This window comes from Bacillus sp. FJAT-28004 (genome assembly GCF_001280845.1).
Taxonomy (GTDB): Bacteria; Bacillota; Bacilli; order Paenibacillales; family Paenibacillaceae; genus Pristimantibacillus.
The window spans coordinates 4,785,365-4,810,445 of record NZ_LGHP01000001.1; the positions used below are offsets into that span (position 1 = coordinate 4,785,365).

Here is a 25,081-nt window from a genome sequence, read left to right on the forward strand (position 1 = left end):
AGGCGAACATAAGGATTGGACGAATGTCCCGAGTGCAGATTTTTTTCTAGATAAATGCCTGCTGCTTGTATGCGAGATCGCTTCAAAACTGTGCGGCAAATCCTTAAGCGAATTCGGTAATGTTTGAAAAAAACGGTTAAAAAAGTTACAATAGTAACATTAGTTTTAATAGGAGTGAATTCGCATGCAGCTTAAAAAGCTGAACGATAAAGCAATAGATCAATTATTCGAAGCGGTACTTACTTTGAAGTCAGTTGAGGAATGTTATGTGTTCTTTGATGACTTGTGTACGGTGAATGAGATTCAGTCATTATCGCAAAGACTTGAAGTAGCACGGATGCTTGGTAAAGGCAGCACTTATAATGCGATCGAGGCCGAGACAGGCGCAAGTACAGCAACGATATCGAGAGTGAAGCGTTGCTTGAACTATGGCAATGATGGTTATAAAATGGCTTTAGAACGGCTTGGAAGGTAGGAATGATTCTATGAAGCCAGGCATTCTTGTTATTAGCCACGGCTCCAGAGAAGCTGCATGGGTACAGTTAGTCGATGAGGCGATTGCAGCAGCAGCGGCTTCGCCCCGTTTATCAGGTGTTCCAATTATGTCGTCCTTTCTCGAGATCGTGGAGGGACGGCTTATTCAGGATGGTATTGATGAATTAGAGCGTCAAGGCGTAACGGATATGTTCGTAGTGCCGCTGTTCGTTTCTTCGGGAAGTACACATGTGGATGAAATTGGGCAAGCATTTGGTTTTCCATGGGTTTCCGATTTGGAAGGCGACCTCGGAACGTTCCGAGTCACAGCAAATATACATTATGGACTTCCAATTGACGATGATCCCAAAATTGCAGAGCTGCTCGCTTCAAACATCGCACAATTATCCACAAAACCAGAAATGGAAGCCTTGCTGCTCATTGGCCATGGAAGCAAAGAAAAGGTATTCCATGAGCGCTGGCAGGAAGGGCTGCTGAAGCTTGGCGAGCGGGTTAGAGCGCTCGGTGGATATAAGCGAGCAGAGTATGCCATGCTATTGCCAGACCAAGCCGCAATTAAGCTAGCAGCGATGCAGACGGCGAATCCGCAAGAAGCGGTCATTGTTGTACCGCTATTTCTGAGCCAAGGTTATTTTACCAAACAGGTCATTCCAACTCGGCTTAATGGTCTTGCCTATCGGTATAACGGCAAGGCGATGCTTCCAAATACGGCGATTGAGCAGTGGCTGGAACATCAGATGTTCGACGGTTTACAGCGCTTGCTTGAAGAGCAGCATGCCACGTTTCATGAATAAATGTTAGGTTGAATGATTGTTAGGGGTGAACCAAGATGGCAATCAAACGAGCAAGACTTATATATAACCCGACTTCGGGAAGAGAAGAAATGAAAAAAAGATTGCCTGATATTCTTCAGCGGCTTGAACAAGGCGGTATTGAGACGAGCTGCCACGCCACGATTGGCGAGGGTGATGCAACGCTTGCAGCGGCTGAAGCAGCGGATCGCGGCTATGATATGATTATAGCTGCAGGCGGCGATGGAACGCTTTATGAGGTTATCAACGGCTTGACGAACAAGGCGAATCGACCTCCGCTTGGCATATTGCCGGTGGGTACAACCAATGATTTTGCACGGGCGATGGGTATTCCGAAGCATTGGGAGTACGCAGTCGACCTCATTATTCAGCAATATAGCCGGCCGATTGATGTCGGAAAGGCGAATGAGCGTTATTTTATCAATATTGCCGGTGGCGGCTCCTTAACGGAATTGACCTATGACGTGCCGAGCAAACTGAAGACGATGATTGGGCAGCTGGCTTATTATATGAAGGGCATGGAGAAAATGACCCGGCTTCGGCCAACTGAGCTGACTTTTCATGCAGCTGGAGTAGGTCAGTTCCATGACGAGTTCATGATGTTCCTTATATGCAACAGCAATTCAGTCGGAGGATTCGAGCGATTGGCGCCGGACTCCAAACTCGATGATGGGCTTTTGGATGTCCTGCTTATCCGCAAATGCAACCTGCCGGAATTTATTAAGCTGGTTACGCTAGCGCTGCGTGGTGAGCATTTGAACGATCCGCATGTGATTCATTTTCGGACAGACGAGTTGAAGGTGACTACACCGGATTATGTGCAAATTAATCTCGATGGCGAATATGGCGGCGTGCTGCCATGTACATTCTCGGTGCTGCCGTCGCATTTGCGTATTTTTGCTGATGAGACTGGGGAATCGACTTACCGTTAAGCCCATATGAATGCAGAAATCTGGGAATGATAAGAGGAAGAAGCATGCAACAGCATTGAAGATAGAGCGGAGAGAGTTTATGAACAAAGGTAGAAGCAGAGGCGGCAAAGGCAGATCGCGCGGTGCTGAGGGTACGGGTACTCGAACAGCGGCGATTCCAGCGGATGCGCCTTTTCAGAAAAATGAAGAAGTCACTGTCGATATTATCGGCCTGACACATGATGGAGAAGGGGTAGGCCGCGCTGATGGCTTTACCCTTTTTATACAGGGAGCACTTCCCGGTGAGCGCGTGCGTGCGAAGGTTATGAAGGTAAAGAAGCAGTACGGCTATGCGAAGCTTGAAGAACTAATGCTTAAGAGCCCATCGCGCGTGGAGCCGCCCTGTGATATTTATAAGGAGTGCGGCGGCTGCCAGTTGCAGCATTTTGATTATCCGGCGCAGCTTGAATGGAAACGACAGCATGTTGTGGATAACTTGATGCGAATCGGTAAACTGAATGTGGATGGTGAAGCCAATCTGTCGGATGGAGCAAGTACGTCTACTGGAATTGTTGTTCACCCTACTGTTGGAATGGACGAGCCTTGGCGCTATCGCAATAAAGCATCGGTACCGATCGGCACTAGTTCTAAAGATGGTCAATTAATTGCAGGCTTCTACGCCCGCGGCAGCCATCGGATTATCGATATGGATGATTGTTTGATTGAGCATGAGCATAATGATGAGGTTATTCGTGTCGTAAAACGAATTGGACGTGAGCTTGGCGCCACACCTTATGATGAGGAAACTGGCCGCGGCGTACTGCGCCATGTGATGGCACGGACAGGCGTTGTCACTGGCGAGATCATGGTCGTATTGGTCACGAACAGTAGGAAGCTGCCTTCATCGGATGAATGGGTTAGGCGCATCCGCGAGGAGCTCCCTGGCGTGAAGAGCATCGTTCAAAATGTGAATGAGCGGAATACGAACGTCATTTTTGGTGATGAGACTCGTGTCCTCTGGGGCAGCGAGGTAATCTATGATGAGCTCGACGGTATTCGCTTCGCGATATCGGCGAGATCGTTCTATCAAGTAAATCCGATGCAAACGGTGGAGCTTTACCGTAAAGCGGTGGAGTATGCAGGCCTAACAGGCTCAGAAACCGTTATTGACGCTTATTGCGGCATCGGTACGATATCGTTGTTCCTTGCAAGGCAGGCTGGACGCGTTTATGGCGTTGAAATCGTACCTGAGGCAATCGAGGATGCGGCGCGGAATGCGGCGCTCAACGGTATTACGAATGCCTCGTTCGAGGCGGGCCCTGCGGAGGTTGTTATTCCTCGCTGGCGCAAGGAAGGTATTACGGCAGATGTCATCGTCGTTGATCCGCCGCGCAAAGGCTGCGATCCTGCACTGCTTGAGACGATTCTGGCGATGAAGCCGGAGCGAGTGGTGTATGTGAGCTGCAACCCGTCAACATTGGCAAGGGATTTGCGTGTGCTGGAGGACGGCGGATATAGGACAGTTGAGGTTGTGCCGGTGGATATGTTTCCGTGGACGGTGCATGTGGAGTGCTGTGTGTTGCTGGTGAGAGGGTAAAGATTAGGACCACATTTATCTATATCAAACAGCCCGATCATTTGGTGACCGGGCTGTTCTGATTATGTGCTACAAGCCTATTTATTCTTCAAATTAATTTTGAATACATCTCCCTCATTACCACCAAAAACGATCATCCCATCCTCAGGCAGTACTACCGAATGATTGCTCGTTGCCTTTGAAAAGTTCACAACCATTCCCTTCGCGTCATAAACGGCAAATCCCCCACTTACCGGGGCCTCAACGGTCATGACTCGATTGGCTGATTTTTCATCAATCTTATACCATACAGCCTGACCATTCGATGGTATGCTGCTAATCGAGGAATTCCCTTCATAAATGGGTTGAATAGCATCTTCATTGATATACGAGACTCCATCAATCTTTAAATACTCCGTAAGTCCTACTTTATAAAAGTTGAGATCAAATACATCTCGTCCGCTAATTGGAATTTCGACAGCATTTACAGCTTTATTCTCATCAACAATTTTAGTACCGTTTGCGTATCCATGATCCATATCAACGGATATATTTTTAGTTAAGATAGTTGGGGCTAGATAAAGTGCAGAAGTAATCTTTTCACCTAACGCATAATAATTTTTCCCATTTCTGTTTTCCCATACCTTTTTAGTTATATGATTTAGAGGATTGGGATCCAGCTTTTGATAGGCATAGGTCAACATCATGAACTGACCTAATCCCGGGAAATTCAAATAAGAGTTAAGCTTCACATATGTTTGTCCATTTGTTTGTTTGTCAAAGCTTACTGCGACACTACCATCACTGTTTTTGAATTGTCCATCGCCCGTATATACATACTTTTGTGGTGGTACAAGTCCCCCCCCTGTCATAGGTAAATTAATTTCTCCGTTCTTAATCTCCATATTTATGGTTGAACCCACTGAACCATATAATCCAGAATACGAAAGCAATTCAGACGGCATTTCCACTTTCAAGGCAGGTTCAAATGTTTTCTCGGGTAGGATTTCCTTAATATGCCCCTTGTCTCTTAGATACTCTAATAAAACTTTAGATGTAAATGTACCATTGAATATGGAACTGCCTCCTGAAGAAACAACAGCCATAGAAATATCATATTCTGGTATTGCAATCAAGGAAGAATGATACTCAAGGGTGTCCCCCCCTTTGTATAATACCGTTATTCCGTAGTCATCAAACGGTGCGAAGCTAACAGCGTCCCAACCAAGACCGTAGTTAACGGTGTTCGTTTCTTCAGAAACCCAAATTCCTTTTTTATATTCAGGACTTTGCATGGCCTTGGCTGATTGTTCAGATAAAATATCTGTTCGATTACCTATTAATAATTCTGCAAATTTAGTTAATTCTTCTGCAGTTGAGTAGATCCCGCCTGACCCAATGACATTGGTATTCTCAACGGGTAAAGCATGATCAATCATAGGCCAATAAGATTTGGCTAACCTTTCTCTATCAAATTCATCGTGTAGTGTTTTAGTTGAGCTTAAATCCAGAGGAGCGCTAACATATTTCGCAAGGAACTCGGTGTAACTTATACCGCTCACTCGTTCAATCAATAATTCAAGCAACTGAAATCCATCGTTACAATATACGGAATATTCACCGGGTTTTGATTTTAATTTTTCCGACTGTAACTTGAACAATAATTCATCATGGTATTGTGTATCATTGTCACCGAGAAGTATAGCATTCCCATAGTGAGAACCATAAAGTCCTGACGAATGATTCATTAACATACGTGGTGTAATTTCTTTATACCTTTCATCTGCCATTGTAAAGTCTTTGATATATGTTGTGAGTGGTTTATCAATATCCACTTTATTAGAATCAGCTAATATCATCGTTGCAGCAGTTACATACACCTTGCTTACCGAGCCTATACCAAACATCGTGTCTTTGGTGATCGGAGCATTGGAAGCTTTATCGTATACACCAGCATCATCTGATAAAACAATAGATCCCTTATCCATAATGGCATACTGAAGACCACTTACACCATAATCGGACACGAGCTTCGAAGCCAGCACCTGTGCCTTTTCTTTAACAGTATCCTGATTCGTTTGAGCAAAAGTAGGGGTGACCGGTACGGTAATAAGTATAGTGGTCATTAATACAGAAATCATTTTCTTCATTATTACTAATTCCTCCTCGTATTCTTTCTAGATGTCACTTGCTGAATTCATCATACAAGGAAGAAGGCTGTTATATTAAAAATCACCCTGAAACGAAAAAAACAATCCCTAAACAACATGTTGTCTAAGGGTTATTGTCTTTAAATGGAAGTATGACCATATTGTTGAACACTTTAAGCTTCGTTCCAAAAGTCATATGACCACCGTACTTGTCGCAGATTCTAGCTATATTTGTTAAACCAATACCATGAAATTCCGGGTTTGATTTTTGGCTGTGTAAGTTGGTTACTTCATTTTCCATATGATTCATGATGTGAATGAGAAGATTAGACTCGGTAGAATGTATTTTTATTAGAATGTACCTATCTTCTGCGATTTTTAACTTTTTAGAAGCTTCTATTGCGTTATCTAGCATATTTCCAATGACAACACATAGGTCATAACGGTCAATATGGATTTCTTGTGAATATAAGTTAAGCTTGGTATCTATTCTTATGCCATTGGCTTGGCCAATATTAAGCGTATTTGTGACAAGGGCATCTATAACCAAATTCCCCGTATTTACCCTTTGGTAGGCTCCTTCGACTTTATTTAATGTCGTCTTAATATGTTCCAGTGCAGTTACTAATTCATTTCGCTTAATACACTCTTCAATATACAAGAACTGTTGATTCGTATCATGAATGATTCTTTTAATGGATTTGAAGCTGTGAACGACTTTTTCGTAATTCGCATCCTGATAGTCCATCTGATGTTGCAACTGCGCATTCTCATGCATGAATCGAAATTTATCAATGATAGTATCAAAAATATAGACAATCATAACGTTTAAAAATAGTAATACAATGACGGATATAAAAGAGTAGACGTCCTTATAAGTTAAAATATTCAGTTGGTATATACTTATGATAGGAATAACCAAAAATAATACGTAGTAACGATAATGTAAAGAGAAACTTCTACGTTTTGCAAGTAGTCGTATGATCTGAATGATAGCAAACATGATCATGCAACTGAGTAAAATAGATTTCGTGTAGTTTATTTGATCTTGTTCATTTACAGTGTGAAAGTGGCTAAAGTCAACTGAATCTAGGGTATAAAAAAGATGTTGAGATATATAATTAGCGATAGACATTAAAACAGCGTAAAGTATAGAAAAAATGATCTTGGTTTTAATTTCTATTTTATAAGATTGCGCAAAACTAAATGTCATAAGCAAGGGTAGAATCGAAGAAAAAATAGGAATGACGGGAATAACTAGATATAGGTAATCGAGCAGCCCAAAGATAATGAAGTAAATGAATCGGTTATGTTTTTTAGCTGATTTATCAAAAACCGAGTTGAAGAAAAAATTAAGGTGAGCGCCCATCACAAGTACAATACTAAAGACAATAGGAAAATTATTTTGAATCATATCAATCGACCTTCATAATCATAAATTTGGTGTAAGTATCTTTAACCTCTTTAATTTTAGAACGACCTATGGGGAACTCCATACCATTGGACATGAGAACACCTCCGCTAGCAAACTTCCTCACATGAAGCAGATTAATAATAATGGAACGATGGATTTGCAGGAAGTTACAGTCTTTTAAGGCCAAAGCATAATCTGAAATGATGCCTTTGCTTTCATAGGTTTGATTCGTGGTAATAACGTGCAGTTTGCTTTTGATGGTTAAGCTTTTGGCAGCTTCAATACTAATGAGGTCATCATATTTAATAACGACTTCTTCATAGGCTGACTTAATGACCATAAACTTTTTATCAAGTGCTTGGAAGTATTGGCATAGCTTGATAATTTTCTCTTCCAAGATCGAGGGGGCAATGGGCTTTATCAAATACTGGAATGTTATGACGTCAAAACTTTCCATCATATATTCAGGGTAGCTTGTCAGAAAAACAATTTGTTCATCGAGGTTCTTTAGCCCTCTTATTTTTCGAGCGGTTTGAATCCCGTTAATCCCGCCCATTTCAATATCTAAAATTAAAATATGGAATGGCGTTTCATTGCGCTCATAATAGGATACCAACTGCTCGCCCGAGCCGAATAATTCGATTTCAAATTCTATATTTGTCTTTATCGACAAAGTAATCAGGATGCTTTTAACAAGTTCTCTTTGTTTGTCCTCATCATCGCAAATAGCCACTCTATACATAAATAATAAACCCCTCATTTCGATTATATTCATTCTAGAACTCTATGTAAGCATGATACAACGTATTGACTTTGTATAGATAACTTTTGGATGAAATGCAAATTTGAATCCATCAATCACTCCTTAGGTGATGAATGCCTTTCCGGAGGCAAAGTTTTTTACTAGTAGGTTAATATAGATTACGATGATGAAGGAAAGATTAAAGTCCAAGTTCATGTTCTATCCGAGAACAAGAAATTCACGGTAAAAAGAGTCTTTTTTATATGTGTTCAAAAAGCGTTAACCATTATATCCCTTTCACTGTCTCGACACAAGTGGAAGCTGTTTGTTCATTGGTTTATAGGGGGTAACGAATAAATAAACCCTTGCAATAGAATAAAAGATAACCGAGTGAGATCCAGGTGATGTGCCTGCCTCAACTCGGTTTTTCTTTTGCCTGAGCAATTGTAAAAAATGCTTTTAATCAAACATTCCCTACCCTCCATTCGTTTGAAATGCTTATAATTTAATTAGAACAATTTGGATGTAGAGAGTATGTGTGTACATTAGAAGCATCAAGAAATGAAATCGAACGGAGCAAATAAATGATGGATCATAAAATTATAGATATTGGCGTCAATTTGATGCATCGATCGTATAATCAAGATCGTGAACAGGTGGTTGAAAGGGCGGCAGCGAATGGGGTTTCTCCACTTGTTATCACTGGAACAAGCTTGAGGAACAGCATGGAAGCTGCTCGCTATGCAGGTCGTTTACCCGGAAAGCTGTACTCTACTGCGGGTGTTCATCCTCACGATGCAAAGAGCTGTACAGATGAGACGATTAAGAAGCTCAAACAACTGGTGGCACAGCCGCAGGTGGTTGCAATTGGAGAATGCGGACTAGACTATAACCGGGATTTCTCACCGCGAGATGTGCAACGCAAATGGTTTACTGAGCAAATTGATTTAGCGCTTGAGCAGGATATGCCGCTGTTTCTGCATGAACGGGAAGCTTTTTCGGATTTTATAGCCATTCTTAAGGAACAATCGGTGCAGAAAGCAGTCGTCCATTGTTTTACGGGGACTTTACCAGAGCTTAAGGCTTATCTCGAAATGGGATTCCATATTGGGATTACAGGCTGGATTTGTGATGAGCGAAGAGGCAAACACCTGAAAGAGCTTGTACGGATGATTCCGCTGGACCGGCTCATGATCGAGACGGATGGGCCGTTCTTAACGCCACGGGATTTGAAGAGGAGGCCGCAAGATGGACGGAATGAGCCAGCTTTCTTACCACACATCTTGCAAACCGTATCACGGTGTATAGGAAAACCAGTGGAAGAGGTAGCTGAGGTTACGAGAAAGACGTCTGAGGAGTTTTTTGGTTTATAAGAGATAAGAGACGCCGGATCAACTTTAATATTGAACTTTATTTGTTTTTCGCTGTCTACCAGAAGAATATGAAAGAAAATCAACGATCAGATATATGGAGAAGGACCATACGATTTATAGATGAAAATAAGCTTTACTAATAGAAGTGACATATTAAACATATTTCTATTGCATCAAATAGAAACATAGTTCTATCAAAACCGCGCTTAGCGCGTTTTTTTTATTTTCAGAAATCATAATTTTAGATAATACTACTCAATTATGGAGCAGGCATTAACAGAAGCTTAACTGTCTTCTATATATCGTAGATGGAATTAAGGTTAAGTTTAATAGTGGTCTCACTTCATATGTTTAGTTTCATTATTTTGTAAAATTGGGGAGTGAATTAACTATACTAGTTGGTGGGGCCCATTAAAATAGATAGCTGGTGGAATAATTACTGTTTTTTAATTTTTCATCCTTGGTAACTAAGACGGTGAACATGTAGGCAGCTGCCACATGTTCACCGTCTTTTTACAAAGAAAATGATGAGTTTCTGGCAAGGTATGGGCAGGCGATGACTTTGTAGAAGCCAGTTGCGCAGAAAGGTTGGACGATCAGGCAGGAAACTGGTATACTTGCCGGGATTGCTCTCATTAAAGCGATTTCAATTGCTAGTTTTAGCGGGAGCTGATCTACTATGGGATGTCGTCAGGAGTGGTACTAAAGATGAAGAAATATAATTTTATGCGTCCGTTAATGCTGATTGTCATAGCACTGCTTGTAAAAAGCCTAATTACGAATCTTTGTATGGTGTTTGGGATGGAACAGGGACCGGCAGAAAATCTTGGTTTCTTTAGCATGCTTGTTGCAGCAGTCATCATTTATTCGAGAATGGCCCGGAAGCGCCGCAAATAACAATGATCCCGAAAGGAGCAGCCATGGAAGGCAATAAAATCACATTTGAGACGATCGATCAGTATATCGCCAATTACTCTCCTGAGATTCAGGATATTTTGGAGAAGATAAGAGGCGTGATTAAAGAGGCTGCACCAGAAGCCACAGAGAAAATCGGCTATCAAATGCCGACCTTCGTGCTCCACGGGAACCTGGTTCATTTTGCAGCTTACAAAAATCATATCGGCTTGTATCCAGCTCCTAGCGGAATTGAGGCTTTTAAACAACAATTATCCCCATATAAAGGGGCAAAAGGTTCGATTCGCTTCCCTTTAGATCAACCTATACCGTATGAATTAATTAGTGAAATCGTAAAATACAGAGTGGCTGAGAATCTTCAAAAAGCAGCGAACAAGAAAGCGAAAAAAAAGAAACAGGAATAGAGATGCTGTGGGTTCTTTACCGCATCTCTATTCCTGTTTTATCCTTCTATAGCCTTAGGAAGAATCAGCTGCAACATTGTTCCCTGAGGTGTGCTTACCTTCAGGGCAAGTTGTCCGCCCATGGCGTTTGCAAGCATTTGGCTGAAGGTTAGTCCAAGCCCAAGTCCCCACCTCAAGCTGTTTGTTCGTCCCCCAGTAAAACCTTTCGAATATATTCATTTGCTCACCTTCAGGTATGCCAGAGCCAGTATCCTTTACTTCAGCCCGCGTCGCATAGGGCCATTATTTCATTTCATATTTGCTATGCTCAAGAAGTGGTAACATATACTTGTCTTTGTTGAGATATTGACGCGAAACTGATGCTAAAAATGATTTTAAGGAGTAATAAAATCTTACTGATCTGTGGATTCTTCATAGAAGGTGATTGAAATATGAGGAAAAGTTACTAATGCAACAGAAACAAATGGTTGGAGAAGGCGATAAAATCTCAAAAGGGAGTGCTAAACAATGAATTTAGAAATGGTTATGCAGGAACTTGAAGCTCTTAGCAAGGATCGAACTAAGAAAATTTACCAATCCAATGGCGCACAGGAACCGCTTTTTGGAGTTGCTACAGGCCAAATGAAGCCCATTTTCAAAAAAACAAAAATAAACCAACCGTTGGCTGAGCAGCTTTATGCTACAGGGAATTATGACGCCATGTATTTTGCTGGAATTATTGCAGATCCAAAAGCGATGACAGCAGCAGATTTTGAGCGATGGATTGATGGAGCTTATTTTTATATGCTGTCCGATTTTGTTGTTGCGGTAACCTTGGCAGAAGCAGATATTGCACAAGAAGTGGCTGACAAGTGGATCGAAAGCGGCGAAGAACTGAAAATGTCTGCGGGCTGGAGTTGTTACTGCTGGCTTTTGGGAAATCGGCCTGATGATGAATTTTCCGAAAGCAAGATTGCTAATATGCTTGAAATTGTGAAAAATACGATTCATGATTCTCCCGAACGAGCGAAATACGCTATGAATAATTTTATTTACACAGTAGGCGTATCCTATGTTCGGCTCCATGATACAGCGGTCGAAATCGCAAAGGCAGTAGGCCCAGTAGAAGTGAAGAAGGACAAGAAAAAAAGCAATTTTCTACTCGCTTCTGAACGCATTCAAAAGGCAGTAGATAAACGGGAGCTTGGTTTCAAACGCAAACATGTAAGATGCTAAAAGTTTCTTCGAGGATTGTTTTGAGGTAGGCATTATAAAATGTGAATGAGGAAAATAGTAAAGAGGGGTGCACGTAACCCCTCTTTTTTGTCATTGTACTAGAGCTATTAATTATTATTCCTTTTTATAAAGCAGTGGGTTTCTTGCGCTCGCTGCGATTCCGCCCGGCTTGCAGCCTGGCAGCCAATTTGCAAGATCAGAACGTCTAGCATTGCTGTCTGGTTCACCAACAAGCGAACCGTCAGCGTAGTAGATGATCGTCATCACCTTGCGCATATGGTCAGTCGGATTGCCTGGTGCGGAGTGCATGGTCCAACCAGCATGGAAGGTTGCGTCTCCTGCCGACATAGCACCGTAATTAACTTGTGGAATACTGCGGCCTTCAATAAATTGAGCAAGTGTTTTGTGTGATTCATCGGAAATTTCTTGCTTGCTTACATAGCCTAAGTGATTCGTGCCGGAAGCGAAATTCATCGTGCCGACTTCCGCAGGAACGGGAACAAGCGGCATCCACATCGTAATTGTATTATGCGTATCAAAAGGCCAATAAATTTGGTCTTGGTGCCATGGGGTATGTCCGCCGCCTGGCTCTTTGAATAACGCTTGATCATGGTAAAGTCGCACGCCGTCAACACCCATCAAATCTGCTGCAATCTTAGCAAAGCGCTTTGCCAGTGTGAAAGCAGCTGCAGCTTCACTCATCTCCCATAGGTTGCCTACTTGAATAAAAGCTTTACCGTAAGTATCTCTTTCAGCGACTGGTTTATCATGGTAATTGCATTTAAATACCAAGTCGCTAAGGATCGGCTCATAGGTCTCTATCATTTCTGCGGTTGCGACATTTTTCAAAAAGATATGACCATCCTTTTGATAAGAATCGATTTGCTCTTGGTTGAGAGGATAGCTTTCTTCAAAATGGGGCATTTTATTTATCATTTTATTGTCGTTCATTATTATTCCTCCTTATTAGATGTCTTTCTTCCACCATTGCAATAAATATAGTGTAAGGGTTCCTACTATGATTTGGCTTTGTCAAAGCTTCAAATAAATTTGTCAAAAACAACTGTAATTGTTAGGGGGATATGATATCCTGTGTGTAATTATGAGTAGAGGATGACGATGTTCATGAAGTTTAGCATGGATTCAATGATGAACCACCGGATTGTGCCCTATATACGGGAGTGTGATTTTGCGCTGAGAAAACCGTGGGTGATGCAGGAACGACGCTTGCTTGATTACTTGCTTATCTATGTGCAGGAAGGCGAATGTTTGTTCACTGTTGATGGGGTGGCATATCCATTCGAAAAAGGTGAATTTTGTTTCATTCAGCCGAATAGTGTGAATCGATTGGAAGGAGTAACGAATACGGTAACACCGTTTGCACACTTTGATATTTTCTACAGTTCGAGCAGTGATCAAAGCTTCCCAACACGAGCAGGCCAATTGGATTTGACCCCATATCAGCACCTTATGCAGCCGAGATTGGACGAGCTGTTCCAAATTCATATACCTGTGAAGATCAAGCTTAGTCATCCATCTAAATTTCGAGATATGTTTCTGCAAGTTGTGGAGTTCTGGCAGTATAAGGACCCCATTATGCAACTGAAGGCGCAAACCCGAATGATGGAGTTGATTACCTTCATACTAGAGGATTACATGCCTGCCAATCATGTTAAGCAAATGTCACCGCAGGCATTGAATTGGATTACTTCGTATTTTTCTTTTAATCTTAGCGAACCTCTATCGGTAGTTGATATGGCACGAAGAGCTAACTTATCTACTTCAAGATTTAACGATGTATTTAAAATGCAGTACGGTGTAACACCACATCAATATTTGTTAAAAACACGTATCAATCATGCATGCGAGCTGCTGCTTACGTCCAAGCTAACACAAGAACAGATTGCAAGTTATTGCGGGTTTTCTGATATTCATCATTTTTCTAAGGCATTCAAAAAGAAGTTAGGGATGTCTCCCGGAGAATACAGCAGGTTATATAATGTGAATGGGAATAGATCATGAGAACGGAAATAGCTCATTAACGAGCAAAAAACCACGTCCAAGGATATGGTTTAGTTGCATGACAAGAAAAGGGTATAATAAAAAGACTTATCATTATATGGAGGTCAAACATCATGTCTATATTTACCCGCACGGACCATATTGGAGTCATTCAATCGGATATCAAAGTATATCAAGCGAAACCAGAGGATACGGAAGCTGTGCTGCAGCTGCTCGTCCGTACAGCTGAATGGTTAAAGAGCAAAGGTTCCACACAGTGGAGCGGTTTGCTGCAAGGCGAAGATTCTCATCAGACACCGGAGGCAATCAAACGCGGCGAGGTTTACATATTTATGCAAGGCGGTATTTTGGCTGGCATGGTCATGCTCATGCAGCAGGCGAGCGCTTGGGATCGCGAACTATGGGGTGAAGAGGGCCATGAACGCTCAGTCTACCTGCACCGTCTTAATATTAACCGTGAAGTTGCGGGCAAAAATTTGGGTGAGGCCATTGTAGATTGGGCTAGTTCAGGCATTCATTTTGAAGGCAAAGATCGTATTCGGCTTGATTGTATCGCGAACAACGAGAAGCTGAATGCATTCTATCTAAGCTGTGGCTATGAATATAAAGGATCAGCCTCTAATCCGATGGGGGAATTTAATAAATATGAGATGCTTAGTATGTTAAAATAATCAGTTTTTACGGACCGAAAGCTTTATTAGCTCAAAGTAGAGCATGACCATGAGATATCCATTGCAGAAAGTGCAATAGAAACCTGACATGACACCCTGAAGGAAGAGCTACGTTGTAGAAATACAACAGAAACAGCCATAAAAGTGGTATAGGAGGGTGCGGCGGGGCATTCTGTTGCACAAACTACAATGTAGCAAGTGCACTGCTGTTCCTGAGCGCTTTCCATTGCAGAAACTGCAGCGTAGTATTGATCCAGTCGAATGGAATTCACTGGTCCTAGATTGCCAGTCTGCTGATTTGAAGGCTCGCCGGCCAGTGTCGTAAATTCAACGTAGTTGCTTCGTAACACCCACGTATAAGGTCCCTATAAAATTTACAATCATTTTGTATAACAATTCCTAGCATGAGACGTTGATATGATTCAGAAATAACCTTATAGAAATGATGGTCGTTATGAAAATCGAATTTGAAAATCATATCATTGAGTTTAATGTTCAATATGCCAATAGAAAAAAGATATATATTCAAATGGACTCATTGGGCTTCATAACAGTGAAGGCTCCCAATGGAACAACGGAAGAGAATGTAATAAGGGCCGTGGAACAGCATGGAAAACAGATTACCCAGAGATTGCAGCAGATTGCAAAGGTTCGAGATACCCCTAAGACAAGAGAGTATCAAGAGCAAGGGAAATTCCTTCACCTTGGAAAAGAGTATTATCTTCAAGAGTTGATCGACACGGCTGATCTGAGTGAAGAAGAGTTAAAAATCAAACTAAAGAAGTTTTATTTTGCAAGCTGTAAGAAAATCATTGGAGAACGAATCAAGATATATCAAGAGCAGTTGAAAGTAAAACATAAAAGCTTCGAAATCGAAGAGTCGAGAACCAAGTGGGGAAGCTGCAGCTCAAGTAAAAAACTAACCTTTAATTATCGCTTGGCTATGGCTCCGCTTGAAGTGATTGATTATGTTATCATTCATGAGCTTTGCCATCTGACTCATATGAATCATGACCGATCCTTCTGGAGACGTGTCGGTAGTATTATGCCGGATTATAAAGAGAAGGAAGAGTTTTTAGCAAGGCATGGACAAGCGATGACACTTTAATTAATCGATGGGAAATAGTGGGCTCTCCTTCTTAGCCCTGCTGACTCCGAAGGTATTCTTCGTATTCAACTGTAAACTCGAGCGCTTGCTCGAATTCTGGCGACAGGAGAGAAAGAGCTGCTACTACATCCGCCTTCGCTGTTTCACTTAATGGGATGATTTGAGGTTGGCGAGGAATCCGGAACTGCGTATGATCATGAAATGTGATGGTGACGATGGTTCCTATTGCCTCACCATTGGAAGAATAAACAGAGCTCCACATCCATCGTTGTTGATCGGTTTCCTCCGCATTTCCCCATTCCCGCGATATGTCAAAATCGCCAGGCAATTTGGGATCGAGACGGAACTCAGCCTCTTTAAATTGTCTATGGACAGGTAGGAACAGCAGGTTCAAAAATGTTCCATATGCAACATCTCCTGCCTCGTTATAAGCCTTCAGCAGTATATCTTGATTGTTAAGAAGTATGGTTTGCCAGTTTTCATGGATATGATTTTTAATGTAACTTGCCATCGCGGCAATAAGACTTTCGTTACTCTCCTCAAGAAATGCTTTTAATGGTTTTACTCGGTTCATGCGTTATCCCCTTTCAACATTCTTCGATTTTTTGATTTACATACCAATCTTACAACATTCATGCAAATGGTAAGGTTTATAGATTTTTTGCTTTAACTATTAGTCCTTGTAATAACCAAACATTATCATGTTGGTTTAATCTTTTGCTTAAAAAAACGATAAAGTGGGTACATTCATACAAAGACGAATTCAGGGAGGTAGTATCCATGAGGAAGAAAAAACTGCTGCTAACTGCAATTGGAGCGGGAGTCACCTATTTAATGAAAAATAAGGATGCGCGTGATAAGCTTGTGCATACACTGCAAAATTTCAGGAAAAAGAACCGTTAATGGAATGATCGATCCAAGGCTGAGTCAGTGAGCTTAATGAGAATTGGAAGAGAGAACGACTAGTTGGCTGCGATCATTTATGGTAAGATGTCTAAGACTAATAAACCATACAAAACAATTAATAGGAGAAGCAGGGTACGGATGGATACCCTGCTTCTTTTTATTTGAAGACGTTATATGCTTAAAGCAGCAAGAAGGAGATTGGAAATGCCTACAATTATTGCAAAACCATTTGACCAAGAAATGCAAAACGTGCTCAGCGATATACATTCTGCTTATCATGCCGGGGAACTGTGCAAGAGGGAAAAGTCAGAACTCCCGGAAGACATTTACGTCATCGAGGCGGAAGACGAGATGGTTGGATACGGTGTCGTTTGGGAGTACGATAACGCCAAGCAGCTCATCCAGAAGGCGGAAAAAGATTATTTTAGCGATGATGAGAAATATTTGGAACGGGACTTTTATATTGAGATTAAAAACAAAAAAAACTTTGTTTTTATAGAAGCGCTTGATGTTTTAAAGGAATTTGAAGGCAAGGGTTATGCTGCTTCCTTTATTAATTGGCTGAAAGCAAAATATCCGAATAAAAAAATGTATGTGTACACATTAGATAAAACACGGAATTTTTGGTATAAGCAAGGCTTTGAGTCATTGGGAAACACGGTATGGATGACTTTCAATTAATGTTCAAAATGGGCATAACCTCGTCTCAAGGATAGAGGTTTATGTCGATTATCTAGTTTTATTATGCTATACTTACTTGTTATGTCTTAAAGGAACGGTTTTTGGAGATGCTATGCGATTATAAAAGCAACATGATTGAGAATATACGGTTTCAAATGAAGGAGAAAAAATGACTTTTAACGATCTAAATTTTAGCCCTGCGATACTAAAAGCGCTAACCAAAGAAAACTATACGAAGCCTACACCTATTCAGGAGCAGGCAATTCCCGTTGTACTTACGGGTAGGGATTTATTTGGCTGCGCTCAGACAGGGACAGGGAAAACTGCCGCATTTGCATTACCAATTATTCAATTGTTAAGCGAGCAGCCAACTAAGCCTCAAGCACAGCGACGTATTCGCTCATTGATTTTGACACCTACAAGAGAGCTTGCCTTGCAAATTGCCGAAAACATGCACGCGTATGGTCAATTTACTGACTTGCGCTGCACAGCTATCGTGGGCGGCGTCTCACAAAAGGTACAGGAACGTGCGCTTAAACAAGGTGCTGATGTTATTATTGCCACTCCAGGCAGACTTATCGATTTAATTAATCAAAAGTTTGTCGATTTGCAATATGTTCAAATATTAGTGCTTGATGAAGCAGATAGAATGCTGGATATGGGCTTTATCCACGATGTGAAGAGAATCATCGCCAAAATGCCAAGAAAAAAACAAACACTCTTTTTCTCAGCTACGATGCCTCCGGAAATTTCAAAGCTTGTCAAAACGCTGCTTGTTAATCCGGCGAAAGTGGAAATAACCCCTGCGTCCTCTACTGTGGATCGTATAGAGCAATCCGTCTATTTTGTAGATAAAGGAAATAAACAAGATTTATTGAATCACCTGCTGCAAGATAAATCGATTGTTTCTGCGCTCGTCTTTACTCGGACGAAGCATGGTGCTGATCGCGTCGTGCGCGGACTGACTAAAGTAAATATTTCTGCACAGGCTATTCATGGCAACAAATCTCAAAATTCTCGTCAAAATGCATTAATGAATTTCAGAAGCGGTGCTACAAGGGTATTGGTAGCTACAGATATCGCAGCGAGGGGAATCGATATTGACGAGCTTTCACATGTCATCAATTTCAACCTTCCAAATATTTCAGAAACGTACGTTCATCGTATTGGGCGCACGGGCAGAGCTGGATTAAGTGGAATCGCGATCTCTTTTTGCGAAGTAGATGAAATTCCGTATTTGAAGGATATTGAGAAAATGATTCGCAAGTCTATACCTGTTGTAACCGAGCATCCTGAACGGGTGCTGATCAGCTAAGCAACTAAGAGAGCCGAAATATACTAATTTAACCTAGGGGTGATCGTCTGAGAAAGCAAAAGCCAATGTCATTTGAAGATTTGTTGAAGGAATTGCAAGGACAGAAAACGATACAGGAAGATCCGGATCATGTTTCATTCGAGGATTTGTTTAAAGAATCATTTATGAGCAAGCATTCCAGCTTTACAAGTTTTAGCGCGTTTCTTGAGAAGGGCAACTTTCAAGTAGAGACAAGAGAAGATGTTCAGAACATTCCGGATGAGCTATTTGATCGTCATGTTGCAAGAGAGACGGATTTTGCCAATTGGCAATCCATGCTGGATACAGCGACTTCTGAATACAGCGGCAAGTAATGAGCAATTGAAGATTGAAGTGCCAGCAGTCCATCATTTATAGGCAAGTTGAAGCTTGAGCCCATCGTGGCTTGAGCTTTTTTTTGTTTTCTAGAGGATCATTTCACATTGTAATGAGCCATTCACGCTCTGTTCATATTCCAAACGTAAACTTCTGGTATCAAGAGTAGGAATGGAGATGGTTTGATCATGTTTCTAGCGATACGCGAACTGAAATATGCGAAAGGCAGATATTTTCTAATTGGATTAATTATGGTCCTTGTCGCATGGTTAACCTTTATGGTCTCAGGATTAGCTAATGGACTTTCATCAGATAACGCATCTATTCTGAAAAATATGGATGCCGATTATTTTGTACTGCAGACAGATTCGGAACATAAGTTGACTCGGTCTGCACTCGGTACCGAGAAGCTGGAGGAAGTTCGCCAATTGGATGGACTAGCACAATCCGAACCGCTTGGGCAAACGATGCTGACGGTCTATCGGAATGATTCCAAGAAGAAGATCGACATCGCTTTGTTTGGTGTCGAGCCTAGTGGAAAAGTGATGCCGAGCATTACAGAGGGGAAGAGCATGTTAGATAGCAATGAAGTGGTCGTTGACTCCTCGCTTAAAGAACAAGGCGTTCGATTAGGTGATACGCTTGGGGATAAAGAGCTGGGAATTGAATGGAAAGTAGTCGGCTTTGCAAGCAATCAGAAATTCAGTCATACGGCGGTTGCGTTTATGGATATTCAATATTTTAATCAACTGATGCAAGCATCCTTCGGTAAACAAACAGCTTCTTATAACGCAATAGTCATTCATGCAGATAATCTAAATAAAGAAGCGCTGCAAAAAAGCGTATCTGATACAGAAGTCATTACTAAAAAAGAAGCGGTGCAGGGAATTCCGGGTTTTAAAGAAGAGCAAGGCTCGTTGACGATGATGATCGCTTTCTTAATTGTCATTGCAGCTTTCATACAAGCTGTTTTCTTCTACGTCATTACGTTACAAAAAATTAGCCAATTTGGAGTGTTGAAGGCCATTGGAGCCAAAACGTCCTATCTGGCAGCAAATTTAGTCGGTCAAGTATTGCTTTTAGCGATTGTGGCTGTTGCTATAAGCATCGGACTTACTTTTGGTGTAAGTGCGATTTTGCCAGCAAGCATGCCGTTTGAATTAGGTCTTAATATATTGTCTCAATATTCCGGTTTACTTATTCTGGTCTCGATTATCGGTGCGCTATTATCCTTAAACCGGATTGCAAAAGTAGATGCGATTGAAGCGATTGGGAGGGTTGAATAATGAAGGAAAAACTTATTCTTGAGCATGTAAATAAAGTTTATGGCGAAGGAGAAACGGCTGTTACCGCGCTGCAAAAGGTTTCTTTAAGCGTGAAAGCAGGGGAGTTTGTCGCCGTTGTTGGTCCCTCAGGCTCCGGTAAGAGCACATTTCTCTCCATTGCAGGAGCGCTGCTTTCACCATCAAGCGGACGTATTCTAATTAATCAGAAGGATATAACAAATTTATCTTCACGTGAATTAAGTGAGGTTAGAGTAAAAAACCTTGGTTTTATTTTTCAAGCATCCAATCTTGTTCCGTATTTGAGAGTAGTGGACCAATTGCTGCTCGTATCGAAGCTAGCAGGCACAGATGGAAAAGAAGCGTTCAAGAAAGCTAAAGCACTTCTAGATAACGTAGGACTACTGCATCGTATGAATTATTATCCTGAGAAGCTGTCCGGCGGCGAACGTCAACGGGTAGCCATTGCCCGTGCATTCATGAATGATCCCGGCGTTATTCTTGCTGATGAGCCAACAGCCAGCCTCGATTCGAAACGAGGTAGAGCAGTGGTGGAGCTAATGGCCTCAGAGGTTAAGCAAAGGGGCAAGGCTGCTGTTATGGTTACCCATGACGAGCGTGTATTGGATTTATGCGATCGTATCGTAACAATTAAGGACGGCATGCTCTTTGAGCAAAATGACAATGCTGCTGCGAGCAAGAGGCCTGGTGCAGTCGCGCATAAATGAATAACGACTGATTGATTAAATTTCGTTCGCAGCTCTTAAATCAATCGTAAATGGGATGTCCCTAAAGGTCTATGACCTTCAGGGACATCCTTTTTTTTTATGAAAATCCCCATATTGGAAGTAGACGAACCCGGATAAAGCGTTTCGGCTCATGCTCTGTATGTTTAATAAAGTAGAAGACGGCTGTTGTTGGCAGGTCTCGCTATACGGATCGTCAGGGTTGCAGTTCAGACAAGAGGAGATGGGATGATGGGCAAATGGAAAATAGCATTGGTTTGGCACAGAGCCGTTTTGCTATTGTTAATGCTTTGCTGCATGACGTTGATCATATCTGCATCGAATCCAAATACACCCGAAGGTTTTATCATTATCGCGCATCGCGGAGCTTCCGGTTCTGCTCCAGAGAATACGATGGCCGCCTTCGGGCAGGCGGAGCATCTCGGATCTGACTTTATCGAATTTGATGTGCAGATGAGCAAAGATGGTGAACTTGTCGTCATCCATGACGATACGGTGGATAGAACGACGGAATATAGAGGTTCTGTGGACGACTACACATTAAGAGAGCTTGAAAGCATGAATGCAGGGGACTATGAAAAAAAAGACCAAGCTGATGAAACGATTGTTTCTCTCGAAGAAGTGATGCACCGTTTTGCAGGAAAGATAGGCATGCTCATCGAGATTAAGGAATCAACACTTTATCCAGGCATCGAAGAGAAGGTAGCCGAGGTTGTACGTCGCTACGAGCTTTTGTTCAATGTTAATAGTTTGGAAGAAAATCGACATTTAGAAGCGGTTGAAAAAGTGAAAAATAGCTTTGGCATCATTATACAGTCGTATGACTTTCAATCTACTCGCCTTATTCACTCATTGCTGCCGAACATCCCAATTGCTGCGCTTATTCAGGAGGATCAGCACCCTTTATCAGAGAAGACGCTGGATGAACTCGTTTCTTTCACAGCTTACATCCATTATAATCATGAATTGCTTGATGAGAAGATCGTTCAGCAAATTCATAATCGTAACCGGAAAGTGATGGCATGGACAATACGAACTGAGCAAGATATGAAACGGATGAAAAGGCTAGGAGTAGATGGGGTCATTACGGATTTTCCGGGGTAAGGAATGTCGTATATAGCAAAGCGGTAGATAGGATTCAAACGCCTGAAAATGGCTTTTACTGTCGATGTGGAGGATTGGTTTTGCAGTCCGAACCTATCTCTCTATGAGTGGACTGATTACGAATTAAGGCTTGAGTAGCCCATTCATCAAATACTGGACCTTCTAGACGAATATGATTCGACGGGGACATTTTTTGTCCTTGGCTGGATCGCAGAGAAAAGGCCTGATTTGGTAAAAGAAATATATCGAAGAGGACATGAAATTGCCTCACACGGTTATTCCCATCGGCTGGTTTATCATCAAACAGCGCTGCAGTTCAAACAGGATATCAGGTTGTCAAAAGACATTTTAGAAGATTTAATCGGTTCAAGTGTGAATGGGTATCGGGCCCCCTGTTTTTCGATGACAGATTGGGGACTTGATATTCTAATAGAAGAAGGATTCTCTTACGATTCAAGCATTAGTCCGAATACACCGAATAACTTATATTCCAAATTTAATTTGTCCACAAAGGCCTCTCACTCTTTTAAAATAAAAGATAATCTTTGGGAGGTGCCACTGCCTGTGTATCGCTTAGGCGGGCTTAATATTCCTTGGGGCGGCGGGGGATATTTTCGAATGTATCCTTATCGTTTTTTTTATAGCGGGGCAAGAAAAATTATAGGAGATAGAGATTATTTCGTATATTACATCCATCCATATGATCTAGACCACGATCAACCGCAAATCTTTAACACTTCTTGGTCGAATGGCATTAGAAGATACTATGGATTAGGGGATACTTACGCAAAAATCAAAAAATTATTGTCGGATTTCAACTGTATGTCCATAAGCGAATATGATCCTCAAATCGGGGGGATACATTAGCGTGACCATAAAATCGGAAATTATTTCTAACAGACGTTTATTAGATGGTGTCGCTTATTTATTTTGCAAAGAAATGGGGATTAGCAGGGTAAATATACAGAAACCATCAGCAGAAGAAATGAATGAGCTCCTTGTGAATGGCATTGTATCCAGAGAACACAAGCTTGTGGATAAACCATTTGGTTATGCTTGTTACGAATATTACAGGCAGGTTTATAATCCCGATTCATTTGATACCCTTCTTATCAAAGAGGGCAAAAATCGCAAGAAAATGCTGGACTTGTGCTGCGGGGGAGGGGCAACGATATTCTCGCTTCTTCAGAACAAGCCGGAAATGATATATGGACTCGATTCAGACGAGAATCAGATCGCGCTGCTAGATGCAATGCTCCACAGAAGCGATGCTTCCGACAAGGTGATCACAAGGATAGCAGATGTGCATCATATTCCGCTTGCGAACCATTCTGTTGATTTTGTCGTTTGTAGAGTAGCGTTGCAATATCTTAATGTGGAGCAGGTGCTTAAGGAAATTTATCGTGTACTCTCCCCGCAAGGGAGAGTGTTTTTGCTCGTTCATGGCTCGGGATACATATTGGATTATTTATTTTCACGAAGAGCTATTTTCAAAAAACAAAATTTCAAATTTGCGATAAATAAGCTTTTTCATTCAAGAAGCACAGCTAAGGAGTTTAGCAGCTCACAAGCAAACTTTTTAACCGCAAAGGATTTGAATGCGAAGCTGGCTGCTGCAGGTTTTCAAGATATGAAGATTCACACCTATAAAGAATGGATGAAGATAGGGGTATTTCCTGTTTATTTTGCTGTAACGGCGGAGAGCTGAATGCAGTCTGCTCAAAAACAATAGTAACCCAAGTCGAGTAGACTTGGGTTGTTATTGCTTATATATGTACTTTGTTTACTAATCGCGCGCCAAAGTTCATATTAAATTTTACGAACGCTATCTCTAAGCATTAGTTCCGTGCCGAGCATGACATGATGAATCATTTCTTTTCCTTCGAGCATTTCGATAAGGATTTGCGCGGCTTGGGAGCCTAGCTCGTATTTATGCTGGTGAACGGTAGTAAGCGCGGGTGTGCAATAGGCAGTCAAATCAATGTTATCGAAGCCAATGATAGAAATATCATCAGGCACCTTTTTCCCCATATCCTTTACGCCCTGCAAAGCCCCGAGAGCCATTAAGTCGCTTGCGCAAAATAATGCGGTCACTTCAGGACGGCTGGACAATATTTTGCGTGCTGCTTCTCTTCCTCCATGTTCGGAAAATGAACCATTCAGGACGAGTGATTCATCAAATGAAACATTGTTATTTTGCAGTGCTTGACGGTAGCCCTCTAACCTAAGAAGGCTTACAGCTGCTTGCTCATGACCGTTTATCATCGCGATATGGCGATGTCCCGAATCGAGCAAGTGGCTGGTCGCGGTAAGGGCACCTGTTGTATTATCCGATGTTACGTACCCGACGTTAGGCCCTTGGAGAGTAATATCGATAAGCACGCAAGGAATATCTGATGACACGATTTCCTTCAAATAGGGATCATCTAATCGAATTCCCATGATGATGACGCCGTCGACACCTCGTTCCTGACATAATGTTTTATATGATTTTATCTTTTGTTTCTGAGGTGTCGTACTGAACAATACAAGGTCATAATCGAGTTCACCAGAACGATCGTTTATTCCGCAAAGCACTTCAAAAGCGATATTGTCTTTGGAGCTGTCTCTTGTAACATTGGAGAGCAGGAGGCCAAGCGTCTTTGTTTTCTTCGATATGAGCGACCTTGCAGCCATATTAGGACTATAACCGAGCTGGTCTGCAATCGTTTTAATTTTGAGCCGGGTGCCTTCGTTAACGTCGTCATAACCATTCAATGCACGGGATACAGTCGTAACGGATACACTTGCGGCTTTAGCAATATCTTTAATCGTAACCATAGGATACCTCCGGAATGTTGAAACATGTAATGTATTATGATAAAAATAAAAAATAAATTGAGTC

25 protein-coding genes and 1 pseudogene are annotated in these 25,081 nt (G+C 41.7%); 20 read left to right on the plus strand and 6 right to left on the minus strand.

What is annotated here, in order from left to right:
• The first annotated feature begins 184 nt into the window (after nucleotides 1-184).
• From AC787_RS20805 to rlmD, 4 genes are all read left to right on the plus strand, one after another.
• On the plus strand, nucleotides 185-475 hold the full coding sequence (locus tag AC787_RS20805; RefSeq protein ID WP_054026535.1) for a YerC/YecD family TrpR-related protein: 291 nt from the start codon (nucleotides 185-187) through the stop codon (nucleotides 473-475).
• Between the two features lie 10 nt (nucleotides 476-485).
• A complete protein-coding gene (locus AC787_RS20810) occupies nucleotides 486-1,289 on the plus strand; it encodes a sirohydrochlorin chelatase (RefSeq protein ID WP_054026536.1) in 804 nt (267 codons plus the stop codon).
• A gap of 41 nt (nucleotides 1,290-1,330) precedes the next feature.
• Nucleotides 1,331-2,239: a diacylglycerol kinase gene (locus AC787_RS20815; protein WP_200930755.1), complete on the plus strand. Its 909-nt coding sequence runs from the start codon at nucleotides 1,331-1,333 to the stop codon at nucleotides 2,237-2,239.
• A gap of 79 nt (nucleotides 2,240-2,318) precedes the next feature.
• On the plus strand, nucleotides 2,319-3,815 hold the full coding sequence (gene rlmD / locus AC787_RS20820) for a 23S rRNA (uracil(1939)-C(5))-methyltransferase RlmD (protein ID WP_054026538.1): 1,497 nt from the start codon (nucleotides 2,319-2,321) through the stop codon (nucleotides 3,813-3,815).
• Between the two features lie 77 nt (nucleotides 3,816-3,892).
• Here the strand turns inward: rlmD and AC787_RS20825 are convergent, their stop codons facing one another.
• From AC787_RS20825 to AC787_RS20835, 3 genes are all read right to left on the minus strand, one after another.
• A complete protein-coding gene (locus AC787_RS20825) occupies nucleotides 3,893-5,944 on the minus strand; it encodes a serine hydrolase domain-containing protein (protein ID WP_054026539.1) in 2,052 nt (683 codons plus the stop codon).
• Between the two features lie 124 nt (nucleotides 5,945-6,068).
• The gene (locus AC787_RS20830) at nucleotides 6,069-7,358 is read right to left on the minus strand and encodes an ATP-binding protein (RefSeq protein WP_054026540.1); all 1,290 of its coding nucleotides are present in this window, start codon (nucleotides 7,356-7,358) and stop codon (nucleotides 6,069-6,071) included.
• A 1-nt stretch (nucleotide 7,359) separates the two neighbouring features.
• Nucleotides 7,360-8,100: a LytR/AlgR family response regulator transcription factor gene (locus AC787_RS20835; protein WP_054026541.1), complete on the minus strand. Its 741-nt coding sequence runs from the start codon at nucleotides 8,098-8,100 to the stop codon at nucleotides 7,360-7,362.
• Between the two features lie 587 nt (nucleotides 8,101-8,687).
• On the opposite strand from AC787_RS20835, the gene AC787_RS20840 reads away from it, so the two are divergent.
• The 4 genes from AC787_RS20840 (at nucleotide 8,688) to AC787_RS20855 (ending at nucleotide 12,007) form a co-directional block, all read left to right on the plus strand.
• The gene (locus AC787_RS20840; protein ID WP_152970724.1) at nucleotides 8,688-9,473 is read left to right on the plus strand and encodes a TatD family hydrolase; all 786 of its coding nucleotides are present in this window, start codon (nucleotides 8,688-8,690) and stop codon (nucleotides 9,471-9,473) included.
• A gap of 708 nt (nucleotides 9,474-10,181) precedes the next feature.
• Nucleotides 10,182-10,370: a hypothetical protein gene (locus tag AC787_RS20845; RefSeq protein ID WP_054026543.1), complete on the plus strand. Its 189-nt coding sequence runs from the start codon at nucleotides 10,182-10,184 to the stop codon at nucleotides 10,368-10,370.
• 23 nt (nucleotides 10,371-10,393) lie between these two features.
• Nucleotides 10,394-10,792, plus strand: coding sequence for an iron chaperone (locus tag AC787_RS20850; RefSeq protein ID WP_054027181.1), 399 nt, complete (start codon nucleotides 10,394-10,396; stop codon nucleotides 10,790-10,792).
• Between the two features lie 507 nt (nucleotides 10,793-11,299).
• Nucleotides 11,300-12,007, plus strand: a complete 708-nt coding sequence (locus AC787_RS20855; protein WP_054026544.1) for a DNA alkylation repair protein — start codon at nucleotides 11,300-11,302, stop codon at nucleotides 12,005-12,007.
• A 114-nt stretch (nucleotides 12,008-12,121) separates the two neighbouring features.
• Here AC787_RS20855 and AC787_RS20860 read toward each other — a convergent pair whose 3' ends face one another.
• On the minus strand, nucleotides 12,122-12,958 hold the full coding sequence (locus AC787_RS20860; RefSeq protein WP_082360890.1) for a phytanoyl-CoA dioxygenase family protein: 837 nt from the start codon (nucleotides 12,956-12,958) through the stop codon (nucleotides 12,122-12,124).
• 174 nt (nucleotides 12,959-13,132) lie between these two features.
• Here AC787_RS20860 and AC787_RS20865 point away from each other — a divergent pair, with 174 nt between their 5' ends.
• From AC787_RS20865 to AC787_RS20875, 3 genes are all read left to right on the plus strand, one after another.
• Nucleotides 13,133-14,029: an AraC family transcriptional regulator gene (locus AC787_RS20865; RefSeq protein ID WP_235561028.1), complete on the plus strand. Its 897-nt coding sequence runs from the start codon at nucleotides 13,133-13,135 to the stop codon at nucleotides 14,027-14,029.
• Nucleotides 14,030-14,142: 113 nt separating this feature from the next.
• Nucleotides 14,143-14,700, plus strand: a complete 558-nt coding sequence (locus tag AC787_RS20870; RefSeq protein ID WP_054026545.1) for a GNAT family N-acetyltransferase — start codon at nucleotides 14,143-14,145, stop codon at nucleotides 14,698-14,700.
• 454 nt (nucleotides 14,701-15,154) lie between these two features.
• Nucleotides 15,155-15,808, plus strand: coding sequence for a M48 family metallopeptidase (locus AC787_RS20875; RefSeq protein WP_054027184.1), 654 nt, complete (start codon nucleotides 15,155-15,157; stop codon nucleotides 15,806-15,808).
• A 31-nt stretch (nucleotides 15,809-15,839) separates the two neighbouring features.
• Here AC787_RS20875 and AC787_RS20880 read toward each other — a convergent pair whose 3' ends face one another.
• Complete coding sequence (locus AC787_RS20880) at nucleotides 15,840-16,382, minus strand: DUF6022 family protein (protein WP_054026546.1); 543 nt, start codon at nucleotides 16,380-16,382, stop codon at nucleotides 15,840-15,842.
• A 206-nt stretch (nucleotides 16,383-16,588) separates the two neighbouring features.
• On the opposite strand from AC787_RS20880, the gene AC787_RS35105 reads away from it, so the two are divergent.
• The 9 genes and pseudogenes from AC787_RS35105 (at nucleotide 16,589) to AC787_RS20920 (ending at nucleotide 23,905) form a co-directional block, all read left to right on the plus strand.
• Nucleotides 16,589-16,711, plus strand: coding sequence for a hypothetical protein (locus AC787_RS35105; protein ID WP_268760183.1), 123 nt, complete (start codon nucleotides 16,589-16,591; stop codon nucleotides 16,709-16,711).
• 207 nt (nucleotides 16,712-16,918) lie between these two features.
• Nucleotides 16,919-17,395: a GNAT family N-acetyltransferase gene (locus AC787_RS20885; protein ID WP_054026547.1), complete on the plus strand. Its 477-nt coding sequence runs from the start codon at nucleotides 16,919-16,921 to the stop codon at nucleotides 17,393-17,395.
• A 169-nt stretch (nucleotides 17,396-17,564) separates the two neighbouring features.
• Nucleotides 17,565-18,689 (plus strand): annotated as a pseudogene (locus AC787_RS20890) (DEAD/DEAH box helicase); the annotation flags it as partial.
• A gap of 86 nt (nucleotides 18,690-18,775) precedes the next feature.
• The gene (locus AC787_RS20895; RefSeq protein WP_054026548.1) at nucleotides 18,776-19,063 is read left to right on the plus strand and encodes a hypothetical protein; all 288 of its coding nucleotides are present in this window, start codon (nucleotides 18,776-18,778) and stop codon (nucleotides 19,061-19,063) included.
• Nucleotides 19,064-19,252: 189 nt separating this feature from the next.
• A complete protein-coding gene (locus AC787_RS20900) occupies nucleotides 19,253-20,350 on the plus strand; it encodes an ABC transporter permease (RefSeq protein ID WP_054026549.1) in 1,098 nt (365 codons plus the stop codon).
• Nucleotides 20,350-21,075: an ABC transporter ATP-binding protein gene (locus AC787_RS20905; protein WP_200930723.1), complete on the plus strand. Its 726-nt coding sequence runs from the start codon at nucleotides 20,350-20,352 to the stop codon at nucleotides 21,073-21,075. The genes AC787_RS20900 and AC787_RS20905 overlap by 1 nt, the downstream gene beginning before the upstream one ends.
• Nucleotides 21,076-21,321: 246 nt before the next feature.
• Entirely contained in the window at nucleotides 21,322-22,197 is an 876-nt protein-coding gene (locus tag AC787_RS20910; protein WP_082360893.1) for a glycerophosphodiester phosphodiesterase, read from the plus strand.
• 153 nt (nucleotides 22,198-22,350) lie between these two features.
• The gene (locus AC787_RS20915; protein ID WP_268760197.1) at nucleotides 22,351-23,064 is read left to right on the plus strand and encodes a polysaccharide deacetylase family protein; all 714 of its coding nucleotides are present in this window, start codon (nucleotides 22,351-22,353) and stop codon (nucleotides 23,062-23,064) included.
• Nucleotide 23,065: 1 nt separating this feature from the next.
• Nucleotides 23,066-23,905 carry a class I SAM-dependent methyltransferase gene (locus AC787_RS20920; protein WP_054026553.1) on the plus strand — a complete coding sequence of 280 codons (840 nt, stop codon included), beginning with the start codon at nucleotides 23,066-23,068 and terminating at the stop codon, nucleotides 23,903-23,905.
• 101 nt (nucleotides 23,906-24,006) lie between these two features.
• On the opposite strand, the gene AC787_RS20925 is transcribed toward AC787_RS20920, so the two are convergent.
• Nucleotides 24,007-25,017, minus strand: a complete 1,011-nt coding sequence (locus AC787_RS20925; protein WP_054026554.1) for a LacI family DNA-binding transcriptional regulator — start codon at nucleotides 25,015-25,017, stop codon at nucleotides 24,007-24,009.
• Nucleotides 25,018-25,081 lie beyond the last annotated feature (64 nt).